This is a genomic window from Nonomuraea sp. NPDC050227, from assembly GCF_044459705.1.
GTDB lineage: Bacteria > Actinomycetota > Actinomycetes > Streptosporangiales > Streptosporangiaceae > Nonomuraea.
This window is the reverse complement of sequence record NZ_JBITJF010000007.1, coordinates 113,980-134,618: the sequence shown is the minus strand read 5'-3', so window position 1 is coordinate 134,618 and position 20,639 is coordinate 113,980. Positions and strand designations below refer to the sequence as shown.

General features: G+C 73.0%; 19 protein-coding genes. 9 read left to right on the top strand and 10 right to left on the bottom strand.

The genetic code is table 11. The features are described from left to right. Positions 1-18: 18 nt before the first annotated feature. The 6 genes from ACIBK9_RS27170 to ACIBK9_RS27145 are packed head-to-tail and all read right to left on the bottom strand — an operon-like array spanning position 19 to position 5,614. Positions 19-969: a hypothetical protein gene (locus ACIBK9_RS27170; protein WP_397161784.1), complete on the bottom strand. Its 951-nt coding sequence runs from the start codon at positions 967-969 to the stop codon at positions 19-21. A gap of 54 nt (positions 970-1,023) precedes the next feature. Next, positions 1,024-1,737 (bottom strand): HAD family hydrolase, encoded by a 714-nt coding sequence (locus ACIBK9_RS27165; RefSeq protein WP_397161783.1) that lies wholly within the window; start codon positions 1,735-1,737, stop codon positions 1,024-1,026. Then, complete coding sequence (locus tag ACIBK9_RS27160) at positions 1,730-2,800, bottom strand: ABC transporter ATP-binding protein (RefSeq protein ID WP_387678899.1); 1,071 nt, start codon at positions 2,798-2,800, stop codon at positions 1,730-1,732. The genes ACIBK9_RS27165 and ACIBK9_RS27160 overlap by 8 nt, the downstream gene beginning before the upstream one ends. Beyond that, entirely contained in the window at positions 2,797-3,651 is an 855-nt protein-coding gene (locus ACIBK9_RS27155; protein WP_364336370.1) for an ABC transporter permease subunit, read from the bottom strand. Before ACIBK9_RS27155 ends, ACIBK9_RS27160 begins: the two co-directional genes overlap by 4 nt. Further along, positions 3,639-4,463, bottom strand: coding sequence for an ABC transporter permease (locus tag ACIBK9_RS27150; RefSeq protein WP_397161782.1), 825 nt, complete (start codon positions 4,461-4,463; stop codon positions 3,639-3,641). Before ACIBK9_RS27150 ends, ACIBK9_RS27155 begins: the two co-directional genes overlap by 13 nt. Continuing rightward, the gene (locus ACIBK9_RS27145) at positions 4,460-5,614 is read right to left on the bottom strand and encodes an ABC transporter substrate-binding protein (RefSeq protein WP_358007763.1); all 1,155 of its coding nucleotides are present in this window, start codon (positions 5,612-5,614) and stop codon (positions 4,460-4,462) included. Before ACIBK9_RS27145 ends, ACIBK9_RS27150 begins: the two co-directional genes overlap by 4 nt. A gap of 112 nt (positions 5,615-5,726) precedes the next feature. Between ACIBK9_RS27145 and ACIBK9_RS27140 the strand changes: the two genes are divergently transcribed. From ACIBK9_RS27140 to ACIBK9_RS27130, 3 genes are all read left to right on the top strand, one after another. Beyond that, positions 5,727-6,473, top strand: a complete 747-nt coding sequence (locus ACIBK9_RS27140; protein ID WP_352360631.1) for a GntR family transcriptional regulator — start codon at positions 5,727-5,729, stop codon at positions 6,471-6,473. 79 nt (positions 6,474-6,552) lie between these two features. Next, positions 6,553-6,819: a DUF6504 family protein gene (locus ACIBK9_RS27135; protein WP_352323492.1), complete on the top strand. Its 267-nt coding sequence runs from the start codon at positions 6,553-6,555 to the stop codon at positions 6,817-6,819. Next, the gene (locus ACIBK9_RS27130; RefSeq protein ID WP_397161781.1) at positions 6,819-10,460 is read left to right on the top strand and encodes a DNA polymerase III subunit alpha; all 3,642 of its coding nucleotides are present in this window, start codon (positions 6,819-6,821) and stop codon (positions 10,458-10,460) included. Before ACIBK9_RS27135 ends, ACIBK9_RS27130 begins: the two co-directional genes overlap by 1 nt. Before the next feature lie 22 nt (positions 10,461-10,482). Here ACIBK9_RS27130 and ACIBK9_RS27125 read toward each other — a convergent pair whose 3' ends face one another. Both ACIBK9_RS27125 and ACIBK9_RS27120 read right to left on the bottom strand, forming a co-directional pair. Further along, entirely contained in the window at positions 10,483-11,154 is a 672-nt protein-coding gene (locus tag ACIBK9_RS27125; protein WP_397161780.1) for a DUF4328 domain-containing protein, read from the bottom strand. Between the two features lie 115 nt (positions 11,155-11,269). Next, entirely contained in the window at positions 11,270-11,917 is a 648-nt protein-coding gene (locus ACIBK9_RS27120; RefSeq protein ID WP_387678912.1) for a response regulator, read from the bottom strand. Between the two features lie 91 nt (positions 11,918-12,008). Between ACIBK9_RS27120 and ACIBK9_RS27115 the strand changes: the two genes are divergently transcribed. Next, positions 12,009-12,686: an ABC transporter ATP-binding protein gene (locus ACIBK9_RS27115; protein WP_352323488.1), complete on the top strand. Its 678-nt coding sequence runs from the start codon at positions 12,009-12,011 to the stop codon at positions 12,684-12,686. Beyond that, on the top strand, positions 12,683-14,620 hold the full coding sequence (locus ACIBK9_RS27110) for an FtsX-like permease family protein (protein ID WP_397161779.1): 1,938 nt from the start codon (positions 12,683-12,685) through the stop codon (positions 14,618-14,620). The genes ACIBK9_RS27115 and ACIBK9_RS27110 overlap by 4 nt, the downstream gene beginning before the upstream one ends. 19 nt (positions 14,621-14,639) lie before the next feature. Here ACIBK9_RS27110 and ACIBK9_RS27105 read toward each other — a convergent pair whose 3' ends face one another. Further along, the gene (locus ACIBK9_RS27105; RefSeq protein ID WP_397161778.1) at positions 14,640-15,641 is read right to left on the bottom strand and encodes an LLM class F420-dependent oxidoreductase; all 1,002 of its coding nucleotides are present in this window, start codon (positions 15,639-15,641) and stop codon (positions 14,640-14,642) included. 74 nt (positions 15,642-15,715) lie between these two features. On the opposite strand from ACIBK9_RS27105, the gene ACIBK9_RS27100 reads away from it, so the two are divergent. Further along, the gene (locus ACIBK9_RS27100; protein ID WP_358294810.1) at positions 15,716-17,146 is read left to right on the top strand and encodes a sulfatase; all 1,431 of its coding nucleotides are present in this window, start codon (positions 15,716-15,718) and stop codon (positions 17,144-17,146) included. On the opposite strand, the gene ACIBK9_RS27095 is transcribed toward ACIBK9_RS27100, so the two are convergent. Then, positions 17,140-17,820: a FadR/GntR family transcriptional regulator gene (locus ACIBK9_RS27095; protein ID WP_397161777.1), complete on the bottom strand. Its 681-nt coding sequence runs from the start codon at positions 17,818-17,820 to the stop codon at positions 17,140-17,142. The genes ACIBK9_RS27100 and ACIBK9_RS27095 overlap by 7 nt on opposite strands. A gap of 84 nt (positions 17,821-17,904) precedes the next feature. Here ACIBK9_RS27095 and ACIBK9_RS27090 point away from each other — a divergent pair, with 84 nt between their 5' ends. From ACIBK9_RS27090 to ACIBK9_RS27080, 3 genes are read left to right on the top strand one after another with little or no spacing between them, the layout of a single operon-like run. Continuing rightward, positions 17,905-18,636, top strand: coding sequence for a (Fe-S)-binding protein (locus ACIBK9_RS27090; protein ID WP_397161776.1), 732 nt, complete (start codon positions 17,905-17,907; stop codon positions 18,634-18,636). Further along, entirely contained in the window at positions 18,633-20,030 is a 1,398-nt protein-coding gene (locus ACIBK9_RS27085; protein ID WP_397161775.1) for a lactate utilization protein B, read from the top strand. The genes ACIBK9_RS27090 and ACIBK9_RS27085 overlap by 4 nt, the downstream gene beginning before the upstream one ends. Beyond that, on the top strand, positions 20,017-20,604 hold the full coding sequence (locus ACIBK9_RS27080) for a lactate utilization protein C (protein ID WP_397161774.1): 588 nt from the start codon (positions 20,017-20,019) through the stop codon (positions 20,602-20,604). Before ACIBK9_RS27085 ends, ACIBK9_RS27080 begins: the two co-directional genes overlap by 14 nt. Positions 20,605-20,639: the final 35 nt, after the last annotated feature.

Below are 20,639 nucleotides of genomic sequence, written 5' to 3'. Positions count from 1 at the left end.
CCAGCTTACCGATCGCGGCTATCCGCCGCAGGACGCGCACGCGATGCGCGTACGCCGCGCGTACGACCAGGCCGCCACGGCCATCCCGGCGCCCCACACCACGTACCCGGGCACGGCCACCCAGAAGAACGCCTCGGGCAGATCGCCCCCGGAGAACGGCACGCCCCCGCTGAGCCGTTCGGCGGCCATCTGCCCCAGCGCCACCCCGAAGTAGGCCAGCAGCCCGCCGGACACCCCCACCCCCGGCCACAACACCAGCCGGCGCGGCACCGGGCGCCCGGCCAGCCACGGCACCCATCCCGGCCACACCCGCCCGAACCGGTGGACGAGCGCCAGCGGCAGCAGCGTCCCGGCGAGCAGGAACTCGATCTCGAACGCCACCGCTCCGGCACGGTACGGCACGACGTCGAACCCGACGGCCGCCTGCGCCGCGATCCGCGCCAGGCAGCCGGCCACGGAGACGTAGGCCGCCGCGAAGGCCCACCCCGGCGTACGCGCGAGCACCCGGGACGAACGCCGCCCGCACGCCGCGCAGGCCCCCGCGGCCCGCCGCCGGTAGGCCGCGGCGGACCGCCAGAGCAGCACCCCCGAGCCCACGCAGCCCGCCTTGCTGAGCGCCCCCGCCCACGAGAACGGCATGCCGAGCCCCGGGACGACCACCGACACCACGTCGAGCAGCAGCAGCGCCCCCGACACGATGAGCGCGCCGCCCACCGCCCAGGCCAGCGCCGGCGGCGCCCATCCCAGCGGGCCGTCCGGGCGCGCGGCCATCAGGACGACCAGCGCCGCCGCGGCCGCCGCGCACAGGCCCACCGCGGCCCAGCCGGTGAACACGATCAGGTCGGACCCGATCGGCGACATCCGCTCCGGCATGTGGCCGAGCTCCCAGTAGACGCGCAGGCCGCCGTAGAGGACGACCAGCGCCAGCGCGACGGCGGGCGTCCTGACAATTCTCACCTCGGGGCTCATGCACGAGATCCTGCCGACGCCCGCGGGCCCGTCCCTCCCCTGCGGGAGGCGGGTTCATCCCCCGTGCGGGGGAGCGCCGCGCAGCCCGGCCCGCACCTGGGCCAGCCCGCGCGCGGGGTCCACCACCAGCACGCGGCAGCCCGCGGCGGTGGCCGCGGCCACGCCCGCCGGGCTGTCCTCGACGGCCACGCACCGCGCCGGGGCCACCCGCAGCCTGCGGGCCGCCTCCAGGTACGGGTCCGGGTGCGGCTTGCCCCGGGCGGTGTCCTCGTCGGCGATCACCAGGTCGAACGCGTGCCCGAGCCGGGGCAGCACCAGCTCCACGATGCTGCGGGGGGAGGCGGTCACCAGTGCGGTCGGGACGTCCGCCGCGGCCAGCTCGGCCAGCAGCTCCGGCGCCCCCGGCACGACCGTCAGCCCGGTCCTGACGCGCTCGGCGAACGCCTCGGTGAGCGCGCCCGCGACCCCCTCCACGCTCGCCCCGCCGCTCATCCCGCCGACCCCGGCCACCAGGTACGCGGCCGTGTCGCCCACCGTGCGGCCCGTCACGTGCGGCGCGTCGGCGGCCGTCAGCGCCCGGCCGAGCGACCGGGCCACCGACGCCGCGGCCTGCCACCAGAGCCCTTCGGTGTCCACCAGCGTGCCGTCCATGTCGAACAGGACCGCGTCCGGCATGCCGTCCAAGGAGGACGGGACCGCGTCCGGCATGCCGTCCGAAGAGGACGGGACCGCGCCGGACACGATCGCGTCGGCCGGCCTGTCAGGCATCGGCCGACAACACCGGCGCGGGCGCCGTCACCGTACGGGCGGCCACCAGCACCGGACGCTCCACCAGCCGGACCGTGACGCGGGCCCCCGCCCCCAGCCGGGCCGCCTCGTGCCCCGGCACGTCGGCCAGCACCTCGCCGCCCTCCAGCGACAGCCGCAGCCGCACCGAGGCCCCCCGGAAGGACGCGGCCAGCACCTCGGCGCGGCCGTCCGGGTCGGGCGTGACCCGGACGGCCTCGGGCCGGATCAGCACGTCCACGTCGGGCTCGGCGGGCGCCGGGCCGTCCACGGGAAGGAGCTGGCCGAGCACGGTGACGCCGTCCCCGGACAGCCGCCCGGCCAGGTGGTTCATGGCCCCGACGAACTCGGCGACGAACGGCGTGGCGGGCCGGTCGTAGACCTCGGCGGGCGGCCCGCACTGCTCCAGCCGTCCCTCGCGCAGCACCGCGACCCGGTCGGCGATCGACAGGGCCTCCTCCTGGTCGTGGGTGACGAAGACGGTGGTGATGCCGAGGTCGAGCTGCAACCGGCGGATCTCCTCGCGCAACGTCACCCGCACCTTGGCGTCGAGCGCCGACAGCGGCTCGTCGAGCAGCAGCACGCGCGGTTCGAGCGCGAGCGCGCGGGCCAGGGCGACGCGCTGCTGCTGGCCGCCGGAGAGCTGGTGCGGGAAACGGTCGGCGTGCGCGGGGAGACCGACGAGTTCGAGCAGCTCGGCGGCCCTGGCGTGCCGGACGGCCGCGGGCGCCTTGCGCACGCGCAGGCCGAAGGCCACGTTGTCGCGGGCGTTGAGGTTGGGGAAGAGCGAGTAGGACTGGAAGACCATCCCGGCGTCGCGCTTGTTGGCGGGCACGTTCGTGATGTCCTTGCCGTCCAGCAGCACCGCGCCGGAGTCGGGCCGCTCGAACCCGGCCACGCAGCGCAGCGCCGTCGTCTTGCCGCAGCCCGACGGCCCCAGCAGGGCGACGAACTCGCCGGGGGCGATGGTCAGGTCGAACCCGTCGAGCGCGACCGTCCTGCCGAACACCCGGCGCAGCCCGCGGAACTCCACCGCAGCGGTCATGATTTCTTCCTTCCACTGAAGACGGTGGAGACGGCGAGCAGCAACGCCCAGATCAGCAGCAGGCTGAGGATGGAGACCGCGACGGACAGCTGACCCTTGGAGCCGGAGACGGTCACGATCCAGACCGCGAACGGCTCGTAGCCGAGCAGGCTGGCCACCGTGTACTCGCCCAGCACCAGCGCGAGCGTCAGGAACGACGCGCTGGCCAGGGCCGAGCGCAGGTTCGGCACCACGACCCGCAGCAGCACGTGCGGCCAGGACGCGCCCAGGTTCCGGGCGGCCTCGACCAGCGTGCGCACGTCCATGGTGCGCAGCCCGGCGTCCAGCGAGCGGTAGACGAACGGCAGCACCAGCACGACGTAGGCGAGCACGAGCACGACGGGGAACCCCGGGTCCTGGATCGCGATCAGCGTGCCCCAGAACGGCGTCGGCGCCAGGATGTCGGCCCCGTCACGCAACGACGTCGTCAGCCCGGCCACGAACGTGATCGGCGGCACCACCAGCGGCAGCGTGCACAGCACCTCCATCACCGGCCGCAGCCGCGGCGCGAACAGCCGTACGGCCAGCATCGCGGGCAGCGCCAGCAGCAGGACCAGCACGATCGTCGCGGCGGCCAGCGACAGCGACAGCAGCAGCGAGCGCGCGAAGCCCTCGGCCGTCAGCAGCTCGCCGTAGGCGGAGAACGACACCCCGGTGGCCGGGTTGTGCACCGTGTACCAGAGCGAGGCGCCGAGCGGGATCAGGAAGTAGGCCGCGGCCAGGGCGAACACCAGGCCGCGCCACCAGCGGGGCCGGGCGGGCGGTTTCGCCGCCGCCGCGGCGACGGGCTCCAGCCCGGTCAGCGCAGCCATCGGGAGCTCCTCCTCTGCAGCGGCAGGTAGATCGCCATCACCAGCCCGGCCACCACGATCATGTCCAGGCTGAGCGCCAGCGCGATGTTCTCGTAGCCGACCAGCACGTCACCGGTCAGCGCGCTGGCGATCTTCAGGGTGACCAGCGGCACGACGGTGCCCACCATGGCGTTGGCGGTCGCGTACGCCGAGAACGCCGACCCGAACAGCAGCACCACCCCGCCCAGCATCGCGGGCGCGAGCACCGGCAGCGCGACGAAGCGCCAGTAGTGCCAGGCGGTCGCGCCGCTGCTGGCGGCGGCCTCGCGCCACTGGGGCTTCAGCCCGTCCAGCGCGGGCGCCATGACCAGCACCATCAGCGGGATCGCGAAGTACAGGTAGACGATCACCAGCCCCCAGAACGTGTACAACGACCCCGAGGGCAGCCCCACCAGGCCGCTGATCACGCCCGAGTTGCCCAGCGTGGCGATCCAGAAGAACGCCAGCGGCACCCCGCCGAAGTTGGCCAGCACGCCCGAAGCGGTCAGCACGGCCTCGCGCAGCAGCGTGAAGCGCGAGGTCACCACGGCGTAGGCGAGGAACGTGCCGAGGACGGCCCCGGCCAGCGCCACCACGGCCGACAGCTTGACGCTCCCGGCCATGGCGACGAGGTAACCGCCCTGCAGGCTCTGCGCGAGGTTGGCCAGGCTCGGCCGTCCCTGGACGGTGAAGGCCCCCGCGACCAGCGCGACCGCCGGGACCCCGAAGACGAGGGCGAAGAAGGCCAGCAGGGGCAGGGCGCCGGCCCAGCCCCTGGAACGCGGGCGGGTCATCCCGAGATCGCGGCGTCCCAGCCGCTGGCCAGCTTGGCCTTGGCCGCGTCGACCTGCTCGGGCGTGGGGAACTCGGGCGTGCCCTCGACCTGGGGCAGCTTCGCGGCCAGCGCCTTGTCCACCGTGCCGTCGGAGGTCATGGACGGCAGCAGCACCGGACGGGCGAAGCCCTTGAGGTAGAGGTTCTGGCCCTCGGCGCTGTAGAGGTACTCCTGCCACAGCCTGGCCGCCGCCGGGTGCGGGGCGTCCTTGTTGACGGCCTGGGCGTACATCTGGAAGTACTTGCCGTCGGTCGGCACGTTCACCTTCCAGTCGAGGCCCTTGGCGGCCATCTGGGGGGCGTAGGCGGCGTTGTTGTAGTCCCAGTCGATGCTGATCTGGGTCTCGCCCTTCTCGATGGTCGCCGGGGTCGTCTCGACCGGGTTGTAGTTGCCGGCGTCCTTGAGCTTCTTGAAGAAGTCGATGCCGGGCTGGATGTCGTCGAAGGAGCCGCCGCTGGCGATCGCGGCGGCGTACACGCCGGCGAAGGCCGAGCCGGACTTGGTCGGGTTGCCGTTCATCGCGACCTTGCCCTTGTACTCGGGCTTGAGCAGGTCGGCGTAGCTGGTCGGGCAGTTGGCGATCTTCTTGGCGTCGCAGCCGATCGAGACGTAGCCGCCGTAGTCGTTGGTCCAGAGCCCGGTCGGCTCCTTCTGACCCTCGGGGATCTTGTCGAACGACTGCACCTTGTACGGCGCGAACAGCCCTTCCTTGGCGCCGCTGATCGCGAACGACTGGCCGAGGTCGAGCACGTCGGGGGCGCGGTCCTGGCCCTTGCGGGTCTTGACGGCGTTGATCTCGTCCGCGCTGGCCGCGTCGGGCGTCTCGCTCTCGATCTTGATGCCGTACTTGGCCTCGAACGACTTGATGATCTCGCCGTAGTTGGCCCAGTCGGGCGGGAGCGCGATGACGTGGAGGTTGCCCTCCTTCTTGGCGGCCTCGACGAGCTTGTCGAAGCCGCCGAAGTCGGCGGCGGAGGCGGCGGTCGCCGCGTTCGCCCCGCCTTCGGCCGTCTTGGTGGTCTGCTGGCTGCTCGGGGCGGCGCCACACGCCGCGGTGACAACGGTAAGGGCCGCGATGACGCCGGCCGTACGGGCGCGAGGTGTGAACACGTCGCCTCCACTCTCCGGGGGGTGTGGAAAGAACCTAAGGGAACTTGTACAAACAAGCGAGCACCAGTAAGTCGCATAAACATTGCTCTTTCGTGAATGGAGAAGGTCGCGAATGGTTGCGCGCTATGAACGGATAGCCGCTGAGCTGCGAGATGACATCCTGGCGGGCGCGTACCCGGTCGGCTCCCAGCTCCCGAGCGAGGCCGAGCTGGCCACCCGGCACCGGGCGGCGCGCGGGACCGTGCGGCAGGCGGTGGCCGTGCTGGTCGCCGAGGGGCTGGTGGGGTCGAGGCAGGGCGCCAGGCGGATCGTGCTCGGCAACGCGCGCAGCCAGAGCTTCGCCGAGCTGCACAGCTTCGCCCAGTGGGCCAGGGCCAACGGCTACCGCATCGGCGGCCAGGTGATCTCCCAGCGCCGCCGGGCCGCCACCGCGCCCGAGTCCGCCAGGTTCGGCGGGGGCGAGGTGCTGGAGGTGCTGCGCCTGCGCTCGCTGGAGGGCGAGCCCGTCCTGGTCGAGCGGACCGTCTACGCCGAGTGGGTGGCCCCCGCCGTCGAGGCGCTGGCCGCCGACTGCGCGTCCGTCACCGAGGCCCTGTACGAGTCCGTCGGCCTGATCTTCGCCTACGGCGAGCACCTCATCGACGCCGTGCCCGCCGGCGCCGGGGACGCCCGGCTGCTGGGCGTGCGGCGTGGCAGCCCGCTCCTGCGCCAGCGCCGCGTCACCACCACGCACGAGGGCCGCCCGGTGGAGTCCTCCGACGACCGCTACCGGGCGGGCAGCGTCACCTTCAGCATCCGCAACTCGATCGGCGCCAACCCCCTGACGCGGCGGGCGGGCGACTTGCGCTTCGGGCCGTAAGAACATATGTTCGATACATAAGCGCCCGTCTTCCCCCGGGTGGCTCAGCAAAGGAACCAGAGCCGCGGGGAGAAGCGTCTTGAGCAGACTCTATGGCGATCCGATAGAGGTGTGGACCAGAGACGGCGAGCCGACCCAGTTCGTCTGGCGCGACCGGCTCTACCTCGTCCGCAACGTGCTCGACCACTGGGTCGTGGCGCGCGAGTGGTGGAAGACCGGCGAGGGCGACCCCGGCGAGCGCCGCTTCTGGCGGGTGGAGGCGAGCCCGGGGCGCGAGGTCGGCTCGTACGAGCTGCGCTACGACACCGCCGGCGACGGCTGGCTGCTGCTGCGGGCGTGGGACTGATGGCGCCCCCGTTCCCGCACCTCGACGTGGCCTCGGCCTACTCCATGAGGTACGGCACCGCCTTCCCGCACGCCCTGGTGGAACGGGCCGTCGAACACGGCATGGACATCCTCGCGCTGACCGACCGCGACGGGCTCTACGGCGTGGTCAAGCACGTCCAGGCGTGCGCGGACGCCGGGATCGCCCCCGTGGTCGGCGTGAACCTGGCGCTCGACGTCCCGGCGCGCACGCCCGCGCCGGGCCTGCGCGCGCCGCGGCCCGCGACCGGGCCCGGCGCGGAGGACCGGGTCACCGTGCTGGCCCGCTCCGGCGGCTGGTCGCGGCTGTGCCGCCTGGTCACCGCCGCGCACGCCGCCGGCGAGCGCGGCGCGCCCAAGGTGACCCGCGAGCTGGTCGGCGCCTGGGCCGGGCCGGCGGGCGGCGACCACGGGTTCGGCGCCGAGGACGGGCTCGTGGTGCTGCTCGGGCCGCGCTCCGACGTCGGCCGGGCGATCGCCGAACGCCGCGACGAGCAGGCCAGGACGCTGCTCGGCCGGTGGCGCGCCGCCGTCCCCGGCGTGGTGATCGAACTGGTCGACCAGTACGGCTTCCGCGACGCCATCACGGCCGTCCGCATGCTCGGCCTGGCCGAGTCCGCCGGCGTGCCGGCCGTGCTGACCAACGCCGCCCGCTACCTCGACCCGGCCGACCACCAGGTCGGCGACGTGCTCGACGCGGCCCGCCGGCTCGTCCCGCTGCACCCGCGGCACCTGGAGAGCACCACCTCGCACGCCTACCTCAAGAGCACCAAGGAGATGTGGCAGGTGGCGGCCAAGGTCTGCGGCGCCGACCGGGAGCGGGTGGCCCGGCTGCTGTCCACCACCAGGCGCCTGGCCGAGGCGTGCTCGATGGACCCGCTGCGGCTGCTCGCGCTCAGGAACGACCCGCCCGACCTCAACCTGCCCGAGGTCGGCCGCGACCCGGTGCCGCTGCTGCGCAACCGCGTCGAGGACGGCCTGGTCAGGCGCGGCCTCGACCGTTCGGGGGAGGCCAGGGAACGCCTGCGGGCCGAGCTGGACGTCATCGAGCGCAAGCGCCTGTCGGGGTACTTCATCGCCGTGGCCGGCATCACCGACATGATCCGCGGCATGGACATCCGCTGCGCCATCCGCGGCTCGGGCGCCGGCAGCCTGGTCAACTACCTCATCGGCATCGGCGAGGTGAACCCGCTCGAACACGGCCTGCTCATGGAGCGTTTCCTGTCGGAGGGCCGCGTCGGCCTGCCCGACATCGACGTGGACGTGGAGTCGGCCCGCCGGCTCGACTGCTACAAGGCCATCTTCGAACGCTACGGCGAGGCCCGCGTGGCCTGCGTGTCCATGATGGAGACCTACCGCGCGCGCAGCGCCATCAGGGACGTCGCCGGCGCGATGGGCCTGCCGCCGCACGAGATCGACGCCATCGCCAAGGCGTTCCCGCACATCAGGGCCAGGCAGATCACCGCGTCCCTGGCCGACCTGCCCGAGCTGCGCGAGAGCCGGCTCGGCGAGGCCGGGCTCGACCGGGTGTTCCGGCTGGCCGAGAAGCTCGACGGCCTGCCCAGGCACATCGCGCTGCACCCGTGCGGCGTGCTGGTCGGCAACTCGGGCCTGCGCGACAGGACGCCGGTGGAACGCAGCCTGCTGGAGTTCCCGATGTCCCAGTTCGACAAGGACGACGTGGAGGAGGCCGGCCTGCTCAAGCTGGACGTGCTGGGCGTGCGGATGCAGTCGGCCATGGCGTACACGCTGAGCGAGATCAAACGCGTGGACGACATCGAGGTCAGGCTGGACGAGCAGGCCGGCGACGACCCCGGCGTCGAGTACGTCCCGCACGACGACCAGGAGACCTACGACATGATCTGCGCCAGCCGCACGCTCGGCTGCTTCCAGATCGAGTCGCCGGGCCAGCGGGAGCTGGTGGCCAAGCTGGAGCCGCGCCGGATGCACGACCTGATCGTGGACATCTCCCTGTTCCGGCCGGGGCCGGTCAACTCCGACATGGTCACCCCCTACCTGGAGGCCAGGCACGGGTGGCGGCAGCCGTACTACCCGCACGCCCGGCTGCGCGAGGCGCTGAAGGAGACGCACGGCGTGGTCGTCTTCCACGAGCAGGTACTGAAGATCATCTCGGTGATGACGGGACGCGACCTGTCCTTCGCCGAGACCCTGCGGCGCACCCTCGGCACGCCGGAGGGCCGGGAGCGGGTGCGCAAGGCGTTCGTGCCGCTGGCCAGGGCCAACGGGTTCGGCGACGCGGCGGTGGAGCGGGCCTGGAAGGTGCTCGACGCGTTCGGCGCCTTCGGGTTCTGCAAGGCGCACGCGGCGGCGTTCGCGCTGCCCACCTACCAGTCGGCCTGGCTCAAGCGGCACCACGCGGCGGCGTTCTTCGCCGGGGTGCTCACCCACGAGCCCGGCATGTACCCGCCGCGCGTCATCATCGACGAGGCCCGGCAGTGCGGGGTCGAGATCCTGCCGCTCGACGTCAACGGGTCCGGCAAGGACTGGCGGGTGGAACGGCTCGGCCCGCGCCCGCCGCTGCGGCTCAGGGTGAGCCCGTCGGAGCTGGGGGAGGAGCGGCGTCCGGTGCGGCAGGAGTTCAGGATCGGGGAGATCGGCCGCGGTTACGCGCTGCGGGTGCCGTTCTCGGCGATCAAGGGGGTGAGCGAGGCCGAGGTCGAACGCATGGTGGCCGGGCAGCCGTACACGTCGCTGGCCGACTTCTGGGACCGGGCCAGGCCCTCGCGCCCGACCATCGAGCGCATCGTCCAGGTCGGCGGCCTCGACGCGCTGCACGGCCTGCGTCCAGGCGGCCCCCGCTGGCGTCCGGGCGAGCTGACCCGGCGCGACCTGATCGCCCAGGTGGGGGCGCTGGAGCGGGCGTCGTCGATCGGCGTGCGCTCGGCCGCGCCCCGGTCCAGGCGCTACACCGCGGCGCCGCCGCGCCCCCGGGCCGAGCCGCCGTCCACACAGCTGCCGCTCGGCTTCGGCGAGCACCTGCCGCCCGGCGAGCTGCCCGAGATGACGGAGACGGAGATGGTCGAGGCCGAGCTGGAGATCCTCGGCATCGACGTCAGCCGGCACGTCATCAGCTTCCACGACGAGCTGCTCGACGCGCTCGGGGTGGTGCGCTCCAAGGACCTGCTCGCCCAGCGCAACGGCGCGGAGGTGCTGGTCGCGGGGGTGAAGGTGGCCACCCAGACGCCCGCCGTGCGCTCGGGGCAGCGGGTCATCTTCACCACCCTCGACGACTCGACGGGGCCGGTCGACCTGACCTTCTTCGAGTCGGTGCAGGGCAGGTGTGCGGCGACGGTGTTCGGCTCGTGGCTCATGCTGGCCAGGGGGGTGGTCCGCCGTACGGGGGCCCGCGCGGTCTCCATGCGCGCCGTCGACTGCTGGAACCTGGCCGACCTGGACGCGCTGTGGCGGGCGGAGGGCGTGGAGGCCGTCCGCGCGCTGCTCGACCGGGCCCCCGAAGAGCGGCCCGGCGTCGGCGGACGCAGGATCGAGTACGCCAACGGCTTCCGGCTCTCGCCCTACTCCGACCTCGGCCCCGCCATCGCCGCCCCGCCCCGGCAGCTCTGGCACGCCAGCCCCGGCAGCTCCGGCCCGACGGCGGCCTGACCCCGTACCGGGCCGGCGGTCGTCAGCCGGTGTGGCCGAACGGGGCCGAGCCGTGGGCGGGCCGGGTGGTCAGCCGGGTCACGACCTCGGGGCCGGGCGCGGACTCGGCGACCGCATCGCGCAGCCGTCCGGCCACGTCGAGCCGCTGGACGCGGGTGACCTCGCGGACGGTGGCGGCGCACAGCAGGGCCGCCACCACCGCGCCGCCCAGCTCCAGCAACCCCACCCCGGTCAGCCCGTCGGAGGCGGACTCCAGCGGGAGGCGGACCGTGACCAGCGTCAGCATGCCCAGCCAGCTCAGCCACCACGCCGTCAGCAGCACCAGCCACCGCCCGCGCCGCCCGGACGGCGGCTTGGCCCGCCGCCAGATGTCGTCGACCAGCAACGCGGGCGCGACCAGGTTGACGACGGGGATCAGCCACGCGGCCGCGACCGGCCCGGTGGGGCTGGAACGGTCCTTCACCTGACGGGCGCGCACCAGCCAGGTCACGTAGGCGGCCCCGGCGGCGACGGAGGTGCCCGCGACCAGCATCATCAGCACCGCGAACGTCGTCACCGCCCCCACGACCGCCTCCGCCTGCGCCCCGTGGGGACGGCCGCCGAACGCGGCGAGCTGGACGGCGAGATGACGGCCGCGGGACCGCTCGAAGACCACGAGGGCGCCCAGGGAGAGGACCTGCGCGGCAAGCGTCACATATACGGCGGAAGCAGCTTTGGTTGGCGGTGCCTGGGCGTAGCGCACGATGTTCTCCCCCCGGGCCATGCGCTGAGGTTCTGACTCACTTGTATCCCGTGAGCACCGCTGTTAATCAGCTCACCACGCCGGATTCCCACGCCCAAGCTGCGATTCCCACCCGATTGCGGACACCGAGTTTCGCCTGGATGCTGCCCAGGTGCGTCTTCACCGTCGACAGCGACACGAACAGCTCGGCGGCCACCTCCTGGTTGGTGCGTCCCCTGGCCACCAGGCGCACGACGTCGAGCTCGCGCTCGGTCAGCGGGCCGTTCGGCGGCTCGGCCGCCCGCCTGGGCTGGGTCAGGTGCTGCAGCAGCCGTACGGTGACCGACGGCGACACCAGCGCGTCGCCTCCGGCGGCGGCCCTGACCGCCTCGATGAGCAGCGTGGGGCCGCTGTCCTTGAGCAGGAAGCCGGTGGCCCCGGCGCGCAGCGCGCCGTAGACGTACTCGTCGAGGTCGAAGGTGGTGACGATGACCACCCGCATCGGGTTCTCCACGCCCGGCCCGGCCAGCACGCGGGTCACCTCCAGCCCGTCGAGCTTGGGCATCCTGATGTCGAGCAGGCACACGTCCGGCCGCAGCCGCCTGGCCTCGGCCACGGCCTCGGCGCCGTCGGCCACGGCGGCCACGACCTCCATGTCCGGTTGAGCGTCCAAGATCATTTGGAAGCCGGTGCGCACCAGCTGCTGGTCGTCGGCGATGAGAACCCGAATAGTCACGCCTCAACTCTAAGGATCAGCCGTTCGGCCGAGGCCGAAATGGACGCACGGCCGATCCGCCGCCACCGCCCGCCACGGAAGGGTTGGGGCCATGAACGACGTGCTTGTTGGACGAGCCCTGGCCAAGCGGTTCGGGCAGACGGTCGCCCTGGGCGGCGTGGACATCACGGTACGGGCGGGAGAGGCCGTGGCCATCATGGGCCCGAGCGGTTCCGGCAAGTCGACCCTCCTCCACTGCCTGGCCGGGATCATGAAGCCGGACGACGGCGAGGTCCACCTGCTGGGCCAGCGCATCGACGCCATGGGCGAGCGCCAGCGCAGCGCCCTGCGCCGCACCCGCTTCGGCTTCGTCTTCCAGTTCGGCCAGCTCCTGCCGGAGCTGCCCGCCGAGGAGAACGTGGCGCTCCCGCTCATGCTGGGCGGCGTGCCGCGCGCCCAGGCCGTACGGCAGGCCCGCGAGTGGTTCCCGCTGCTCGGCCTGCACCAGATGGAGACCCGGCGGCCCGGCGAGCTGTCCGGCGGCCAGGCCCAGCGCGTGGCCATCGCCAGGGCGCTGGTGAGCAAGCCCGCCGTGGTCTTCGCCGACGAGCCGACCGGCGCGCTCGACCAGCAGACCGGCCAGGACACCATGCGCCTGCTCACCGAGGCGACCAGGCACAACGGGGCCTGCCTGATCGTCGTCACGCACGACCCCAACGTGGCCGCCTGGTGCGACCGCACGGTCGAGGTCCGCGACGGCCGCCTGCTCGCCCACGGGGTGACCGCGTGAACCTCGACCTGACCTGGCGGCTGCTCAAGGGCGGCGGCCGCAGGGGCATGCTGGGCACCTGGCTCACCTTCGGCGCGGTCGCGGTGGCCACGGCGCTGCTGCTGTTCGCCGTCGCCGCGAACGTCGCCTTCGGCGCCAGGGCCGACCGCAGCGCCTGGCGCAACCCCGTGGCGGCGGCCCAGAAGGACGCGGTGGCCGTCGAGGCCTCCCGCTTCGACTACGTGGACGGCAGGACGATCACCGTCGTCGACCTGGCCGCGCTCAAGCCGGGGGCGCCCGCCCCGCCCGGCATGCCGCGCTTCCCGGCCCCCGGCGAGGTGTGGCTGTCGCCCGCCCTGTCCGAGCTGGCCGCCGAGTTGCCCGCCGACCGGCTGGCCAAGCGCTACCCGGCGCCGAAGGGCGTGCTCGGCGACGAGGCGCTGGTCCAGCCCGAGGAGCTGGTCGCGGTGGTCGGCCACGCGCCGGACGCGCCCGCGATGACCGCCGAGCGCAGCGACGACTGGATCCTCGGCAAGCCGCCGGTCAAGGTCGCGACCCTGGCGGGCACGCCCAGCGAGGACGCCGAGGCGTACCAGGTGCTGGCGCTGATCGCCAGCGTGCTCATGGTGGTGCCGCTGCTGGTGTTCGGCGGCGCGGCGGCCAGGCTCACCGTCGCCCGGCGCGACCAGCGGCTGGCCGCGCTCAGGCTGATCGGCGCGACGCCGGGCCAGGTGGTCGGCATGACCGTGGCCGAGGCCGTGCTGGTCGCCTTCGCCGGGGCCCTGGCCGGGGCCGTCGCGTTCGGGGCGGCCGTGCCGCTGCTGGCGCGCATCCCGATCCAGGGCGGCACCTGGTTCGTCGCCGACCTGTTCCCGAACCTGCTGATCCTGGCCGGCGTGCTGGTCGCGGTGCCGCTGCTGGTGGGGCTGTCGGCGGTGGTCGGGCTGCGCCGGGTCGTGGTCAGCCCGCTCGGCGTGGCCAAGCGGGAGACGCCGCCCGGCATGCGGTTCGTCCGCGTGCTCGCGCTGCTCGCGGTGCTGGCCGTCTTCCCGCTGCTCACCAGGGGGACCAGCGTGGCGCTCGTGGCCGTGGCGCTCGGGCTGGCGTTCCTGTGCCTGAACCTGGCCGGACCGTGGGTGGTCGGCCTCATCGGCAAGGTCGCGGCCGGGACCGCGCGCCGGCCCGCGCGGCTGCTGGCGGCCCGCAGGCTGGTGGACGATCCGCGCTCGGCCTGGCGGACCGTCAGCGGCGTGGCCCTGACCGGCTTCGTGGCCGGGTTCCTCGGCCTGCTCAGCCCGGGCGCGTTCGGCGGGGACGCCGGGCCCGCCCAGCTCAGCGTCGTGGCGCCTGTGGGGGAGACGGCGAAGGTGGCCGACCAGGCCCGCGACCGGCTCGCGCGGGCGGGCATCACGGCCACGGTGAAGACCGTCAAGCACACCGTGGTCGCGGCGCTCGGCAGCGGCGCCGACGACGTCGTGGTGGACCGGGCGCGCACCGCGCTGAGCGACCTCGTGCCGGGGCGCACCCCGACGACGAAGGCCGACGACCAGCGCTTCGGCCTGCAGATCCTGGCCGACGTGCGGGTGGGCACGATCGTGGTGCTGTCGGTGTCGTTCCTGGTGGCGATCGCCAGCGCGGGCATCACCGCGGCCTCGTCGGTGCTGGACCGGCGGCAGACGTACGCGCTGCTGCGGCTGGCGGGCACGCCCCTGGAGGTCCTGGACCGGGCCCGGCGGGCCGAGACGCTGATCCCGATGGCCGTGATGGGCGGCGGCGCGATCCTGGTGGGCGCGTTCTGCGCGATGCCGTTCATGATCGGCGCAGTGAGCACGAGCGGCGTGGTCACGCTGCTGGCCTGCGTGGGCGCCGGCTTCGCGGGGGTGATCGGCGCGGGCGCGCTGAGCAGGCCGCTGCTGCGCTCGGTGACCGAAGACCCGGCGCCCCGGCCGGACTGACTCCCTGGCCCGGCGCGGATCAGCCGAGCACGAGGTCGCGGACCGTGCGCAGCGACTGCTCGTCGCGCGGTCCCATCACCAGCAGGCTGGTGACCGGGCTCTTGTGCCACAGTTCGAGCCGTTCCCTGATCCGGCCGGGCGGGCCGACGAGCGAGATGCCGTCGGCCAGCTCGTCGGGGATCGCCCGGAACGCCTCGTCCTTGCGGCCGGCCAGGTAGAGCGCCTGGATGTGCTCGGCCGCCGCGGCGAAGCCCATGCGGCCGATGATGTCGGCGTGGAAGTTGCGCTGCTTGGCACCCATGCCGCCGATGTAGAGCGTGAGCATCATCTTGACGCCGTCGAGGGCGGCCCTGACGTCGTCGGAGATGACGACCATCACCATGGCGGCGATCTCGAAGCCGGGGTCGCGGCCCGCCAGCGCGTCGCCGTACATCTCCTCGATCTTGCCGGGGAAGGCGAACAGCGGCAGCCAGCCCTGCGCGACCTCGGCGGCCAGGGCGACGTTCTTCGGGCCCTCCGCGCCGAGGTAGACGGGGATGTCGCGGCGCAGCGGGTGGGTGATGAGCTTGAGCGGCTTGCCCAGGCCGCCCGGCAGGGGCAGCGGGTAGTGGGCGCCGTCGCTGGTCACGGGCTCCTCGCGGCGCCACACGCGGCGCATGATCTCGACGTACTCGCGGGTCCTGGCCAGGGGCCTGGCGAACGGCTGCCCGTACCAGCCCTCCACGACCTGCGGGCCGGAGGCGCCGATGCCGAGCAGCAGCCGGCCGCCGGTCAGGTGGTCGAGCGTCATCGCGGTCATCGCGGTCGTGACCGGCGGGCGGGCCGAGATCTGCGCCACCGACGTGCCCAGCTTGATCCGGCTCGTACGCGCCCCGTACCAGGCCAGCGGGGTGAACACGTCGCTGCCGTACGCCTCGGCGGTCCACACCGAGTCGTAGCCGAGTCGTTCGGCGGCGAGGACGGTCTCCGTGGCGTCGTCGGCGTCGCGCTGCCAGTAACCGAGGTTCAGGCCGAGCTTCATACGCACCTCCGGAATAAAGTTCCATTACCGAGGCCGCAGTGTCAATGCGTGATCTCCCGGGGAGATCAGACATTGTGCTCAAGAGTCTCTGCCGTCTCTTCTGCCTGCTGCTCCTGCTGTCGCCGGCGGCCGAGCCGACGATGGCCGTGAGCGCCTCGCGGCCGAACATCGTGTTCGTGATGGCCGACGACCTGGAGAGCGGCACGCTGCCCTACTTCCCTGCCATCAACTCGGAGCTGGTGGCGAAGGGCACCTCCTTCAGCCGGTTCTTCGTGACGAACTCCTGGTGCTGCCCATCGCGCACGTCAATCCTGCGCTCCCAGTACGTCCACAGCCATGGCGTCCTGACCAACACCGCCCCCGAAGGGGGGTTCGACCGCTTCCACTCCCTCGATCTGGAACGTTCCACGATCGGCACCTGGATGCAGCAGGCCGGCTACCGCACCGCGTTGATGGGCAAGTTCCTCAACCACTATCCCGGCGCCACCGCCGACGCCGCCTACGTCCCGCCCGGCTGGGACGAATGGGACGTCCCGGTCCGTAAGCTCTACGAGGAGTACGGCTACCGCCTCAACGAGAACGGCGACCTGTACGACTACGGCTGGTCGGAGGAGGACTACCTGTCCGACGTGCTGGCCGACAAGGCCCGCGACTTCATCACCGGCGCCGACGAGCCGTTCTTCCTCTACCTGACGCCCATCGGCCCGCACAACCCGGCCAACCCGGCGGTCCGGCACGTCGCCGACCTCCCCGAGGTCACGGCGCCGCGCACGCCGTCGTTCAACCAGGCCGACGTGAGCAAGGAGCCGCTGTGGCTGCGCTCCCTGCCCTCGCTGACGCAGGAGGACATCGACCGGGTCGACGAGCGCCACCGCAGGCGGCTGCGGTCGATGCTCGGCGTCGACGACCTGGTCCGCTCGGTGATCGAGGCGCTGCAGGCGTCCGGCAAGCTCGACAACACCTACATCATCTTCACCTCCGACAACGGCTTCCATCTCGGCACACATCGGCTTCCCCAGGGCAAGACGACGCCGTTCGAGGAGGCGATCAAGGTTCCGTTCGTGGTGCGCGGGCCGGGGATCCGGGCGGGGGCCACGATCGGGCAGCTCGGCGCGACCGTCGACATCGCGCCGACGATCGCCGAGCTGGGCGGGGCCGCCGTGCCGGCGTTCAGCGAGGGGCGCTCGCTGGTGCCGCTGCTGCGCGGCAGTCCGCCCGCCCAGTGGCGCAAGAACGTGCTGGTCGAGTTCAACAGGCCGGTCAACCGGTCGTCGGCGGCCCAGACCCCGGTGCCCTCCTACCAGGCGCTGCGCACCGAGCGTTACACTTACGTCAGGTACGACACGGGGGAGCGGCAGCTCTACGACCTGGCCGCCGACCCGTACCAGCTCGACAACCTCGCGGCCACCGCCGAGCCGGCGCTGCTGGCCGGCCTCGACGCCCGGCTCCAGGCGATGCGGGCCTGCTCGGGGGCGGGGTGCCGGGAGGCCGACGCGCGTCAGTGACCGGGGAACAGGGCGGGGTAGGCGTGCGCCAGGTGATCGGTCACCGCCCGCTGGGCCTCCTCCGGGTCGCCCGCCGCGATGGCCGCGCGGATGCGCTCGTGGTCGGCGCGCAGCACGGACGGGTCGCCGAGGCGTTCGACCGCTTCGATGGCGTTCCTGCGCATCGCGTCCCGGAGTGAGCGCATGATGGCGGCGATGAGCCGGTTGCCCGAGGCGTCCGCGATCGCGCAGTGGAAGGCGGTGTCGTGCTCCACGAACTCCTCGGCCGTGGCCGCCCGGTCCATGCCCTCGATCGCGGTGGCCAGCTCCGCCGTGCCGGCTCGGGTCGCCGCCGCGTGCGCGGCCGACCAGCGTTCGATCATCAGCCGGGCGTCCACGACCTCGCGCTGCTCCAGGGTGGCCAGGCCGAGGTTGAGCCGGAGCAGGTCGGTGAGCGCCGTGTCGGGCCGCGAGGTCAGCACGGCTCCCGCGTCCGGGCCCCGTCCCACCTGCGAGGACACCACGCCCAGGGTCTCCAGGACGCGCAGCGCCTCCCGCACGGACGAGCGGCCGACGCCCAGTTGCTCGGCGAGCTGGCGTTCGCCGGGCAGTCGGTCGCCCACGGTCAGGCCGTCCTCGGCGATGCGTCGTTCGATCTGGGCGAGCACGTCCTCGAACGCCCGTGTGCGTTTCACCGATGCCTCCCCGGTGCTGGCCCGGAACTGTGGGGTTAGGTATGGTCTGACCATACAGTGGTCGGACCATTCGTTGGGAGAGTCGTGCGAGTCGCCCTGTTCATCACGTGCGTGAACGACACGCTCTTCCCGGGCACCGGCAAGGCCGTCGTGTCGCTGCTGCGCAGGCTGGGCTGCGACGTGGACTTCCCCGTCGCCCAGACGTGCTGCGGCCAGATGCACGTCAACACCGGTTACCGGGCGGAGGGCGTGCGGCTGGTCAGGAAGTTCACCGAGGTGTTCGCCGGGTACGACGCCGTGGTGGCGCCGTCCGGGTCGTGCGCGGCCATGGTGCGCGAGCAGTACCCGAAGCTGGTGCGGCCGGGCAGCAGGGGCGCGGCGGCCGTGGCCGAGGTCGTGCCCAAGGTGTACGAGCTGAGCGAGTTCCTGCTGGACGTCCTGAAAGTAGACGACGTTGGAGCATATTTCCCGCACCGGGTGACATATCACCCGACGTGCCATTCGCTGCGCGGGCTGCACCTGGGCGACCGGCCCACCCGGCTGCTGCGGAAGGTCCGAGGTCTGGAGCTCGTGCCGCTGCCCGGCGCGGAGGAGTGCTGCGGCTTCGGCGGCACGTTCGCGGTCAAGAACCCGGCGGTGTCGGCCGCCATGGGGGCCGACAAGGTGCGCGGCATCCTCGACACGGGCGCCGAGGTCATCTGCGCGGCCGACAACTCGTGCCTGATGCACATCGGCGGCACCCTGAGCCGTCAGAAGACGGGGGTCAGGACGATGCACCTGGCGGAGATCCTCGCAGCCACGGAGGAGACCCGATGAGCGCGACATTCCTCGGCATGCCCGGAAATTTCCCGAAAAATGCGGCGAAAGCCGTGGAGGACTCGCAACTGCGGTTCAACCTCCGGAAAGCCACTCACACCATTCGCGGCAAGCGCGCCGGCGTCGTCGGCGAGCTGCCCGACTGGGCCGAGCTGCGCGCGGCCGGCAAGGCCGTCAAGGACCACACGCTCCGCCACCTCGACCGCTACCTGCTCCAGCTGGAGGAGGCCGTCCGGCGGGCGGGCGGCACCGTCCACTGGGCCAGGGACGCCGAGGAGGCCAACCGCATCGTCGGCGACCTGGTCGCGGCCACCGGCGAGACCGAGGTGGTCAAGGTCAAGTCGATGGCCACCCAGGAGATCGGGCTCAACGAGGCGCTGGCCCGGCGCGGCATCACCGCGTACGAGACGGACCTGGCCGAGCTGATCGTGCAGCTCGGGGACGACTTCCCCAGCCACATCCTGGTCCCCGCGATCCACCGCAACCGCTCGGAGATCCGCGAGATCTTCCTCGACCGCATGCCCGGCGTGCCCGACGGCCTCACCGACGAGCCGCCCGCCCTGGCCGAGGCCGCCCGGCTCCACCTGCGCGAACGTTTCCTCCGGAGCAAGGTCGCCGTCTCCGGGGCGAACTTCATGATCGCCGAGACCGGCACGCTGGTCGTGCTGGAGTCGGAGGGCAACGGCCGCATGTGCCTGACCCTCCCCGAGACGCTCATCAGCGTCGTCGGCATCGAGAAGCTGCTGCCGACCTGGCGGGATCTGGAGGTCTTCCTCCAGCTTCTTCCGCGCAGCTCCACAGGTGAGCGGATGAATCCGTACACCAGCACGTGGACCGGCGCCACCGAGGGCCAGGACTTCCACCTGGTGCTGCTCGACAACGGCCGCACCGACGTGCTCGCCGACGAGGTGGGCCGCCAGGCGCTGCGCTGCATCCGCTGCTCGGCCTGCCTGAACGTGTGCCCGGTCTACGAACGCGCGGGCGGCCACGCGTACGGCTCGGTCTACCCCGGGCCGATCGGGGCCATCCTCACCCCGCAGCTCAGGGGCATGTCCTCGGACCTGGACGCCTCGCTGCCGTTCGCCTCCAGCCTGTGCGGAGCCTGCCTGGAGGTCTGCCCGGTGGCCATCGACATCCCCGAGGTGCTGGTGGACCTGCGGGCCAGGGCGCCGCACGCGGCGGCCGAGCGCGCGGGCATGAAGGCCGCCGGCTGGGTGCTGGACGACCAGACCCGGCTGGCCAGGGCGCAGCGGCTGGCCGCCCGGCTGCGCAAGCTGGTGCCCAAGCGGCGGCTGCCCGGCCCGCTGGCGGCCTGGACCGACACCCGGGACGTGCCCGACATCCCGGAAGAATCCTTCAGAGACTGGTGGGAGCGGAACGATGGGCGCGCGTGAGGAGATCCTGGCCAAAGTCAGGAAGGCGGTCGCGGACGCGCCCGAGACGGAGGTCGCCCGGCACTACCGCACCCGCCCGGACGTGGACGACGTGGTGGGCCTGTTCGCCGAGCGGGTGCGCGACTACCGGGCCGTCGTGCACGTGTTGCCCGACGCGGACGTGCCCGGCAAGCTGGCCGAGCTGGCCGCCGGCCGCCGCATGATCGTCCCGGACGGCTTCGCCTGGGCGGCCCCGAGCAGCCCGGACGCCGGGACCGACCGGCGCTGGGACACCCTCGACGCCGCCGACGGCGTGATCACCGGCTGCGCGGTGGCCATAGCCGAGACCGGGACCATCGTCCTGGACCACGGGCCCGGCCAGGGCGCCAGGGCGCAGACGCTGATCCCCGACCACCACGTCTGCGTGGTGCGCGCCGACCAGATCGTGGCGGGCGTGCCCGAGGCGGTGGCCAGGCTCGACCCGGCCCGCCCGCTCACCTGGATCAGCGGCCCGTCGGCGACCAGCGACATCGAGCTGAACCGGGTCGAGGGCGTGCACGGCCCCCGGACCCTCGAAGTGATCATCAGCACCTGAGCGCCGGCGCCGCGCGGCGGATCGTCGGCACCTGA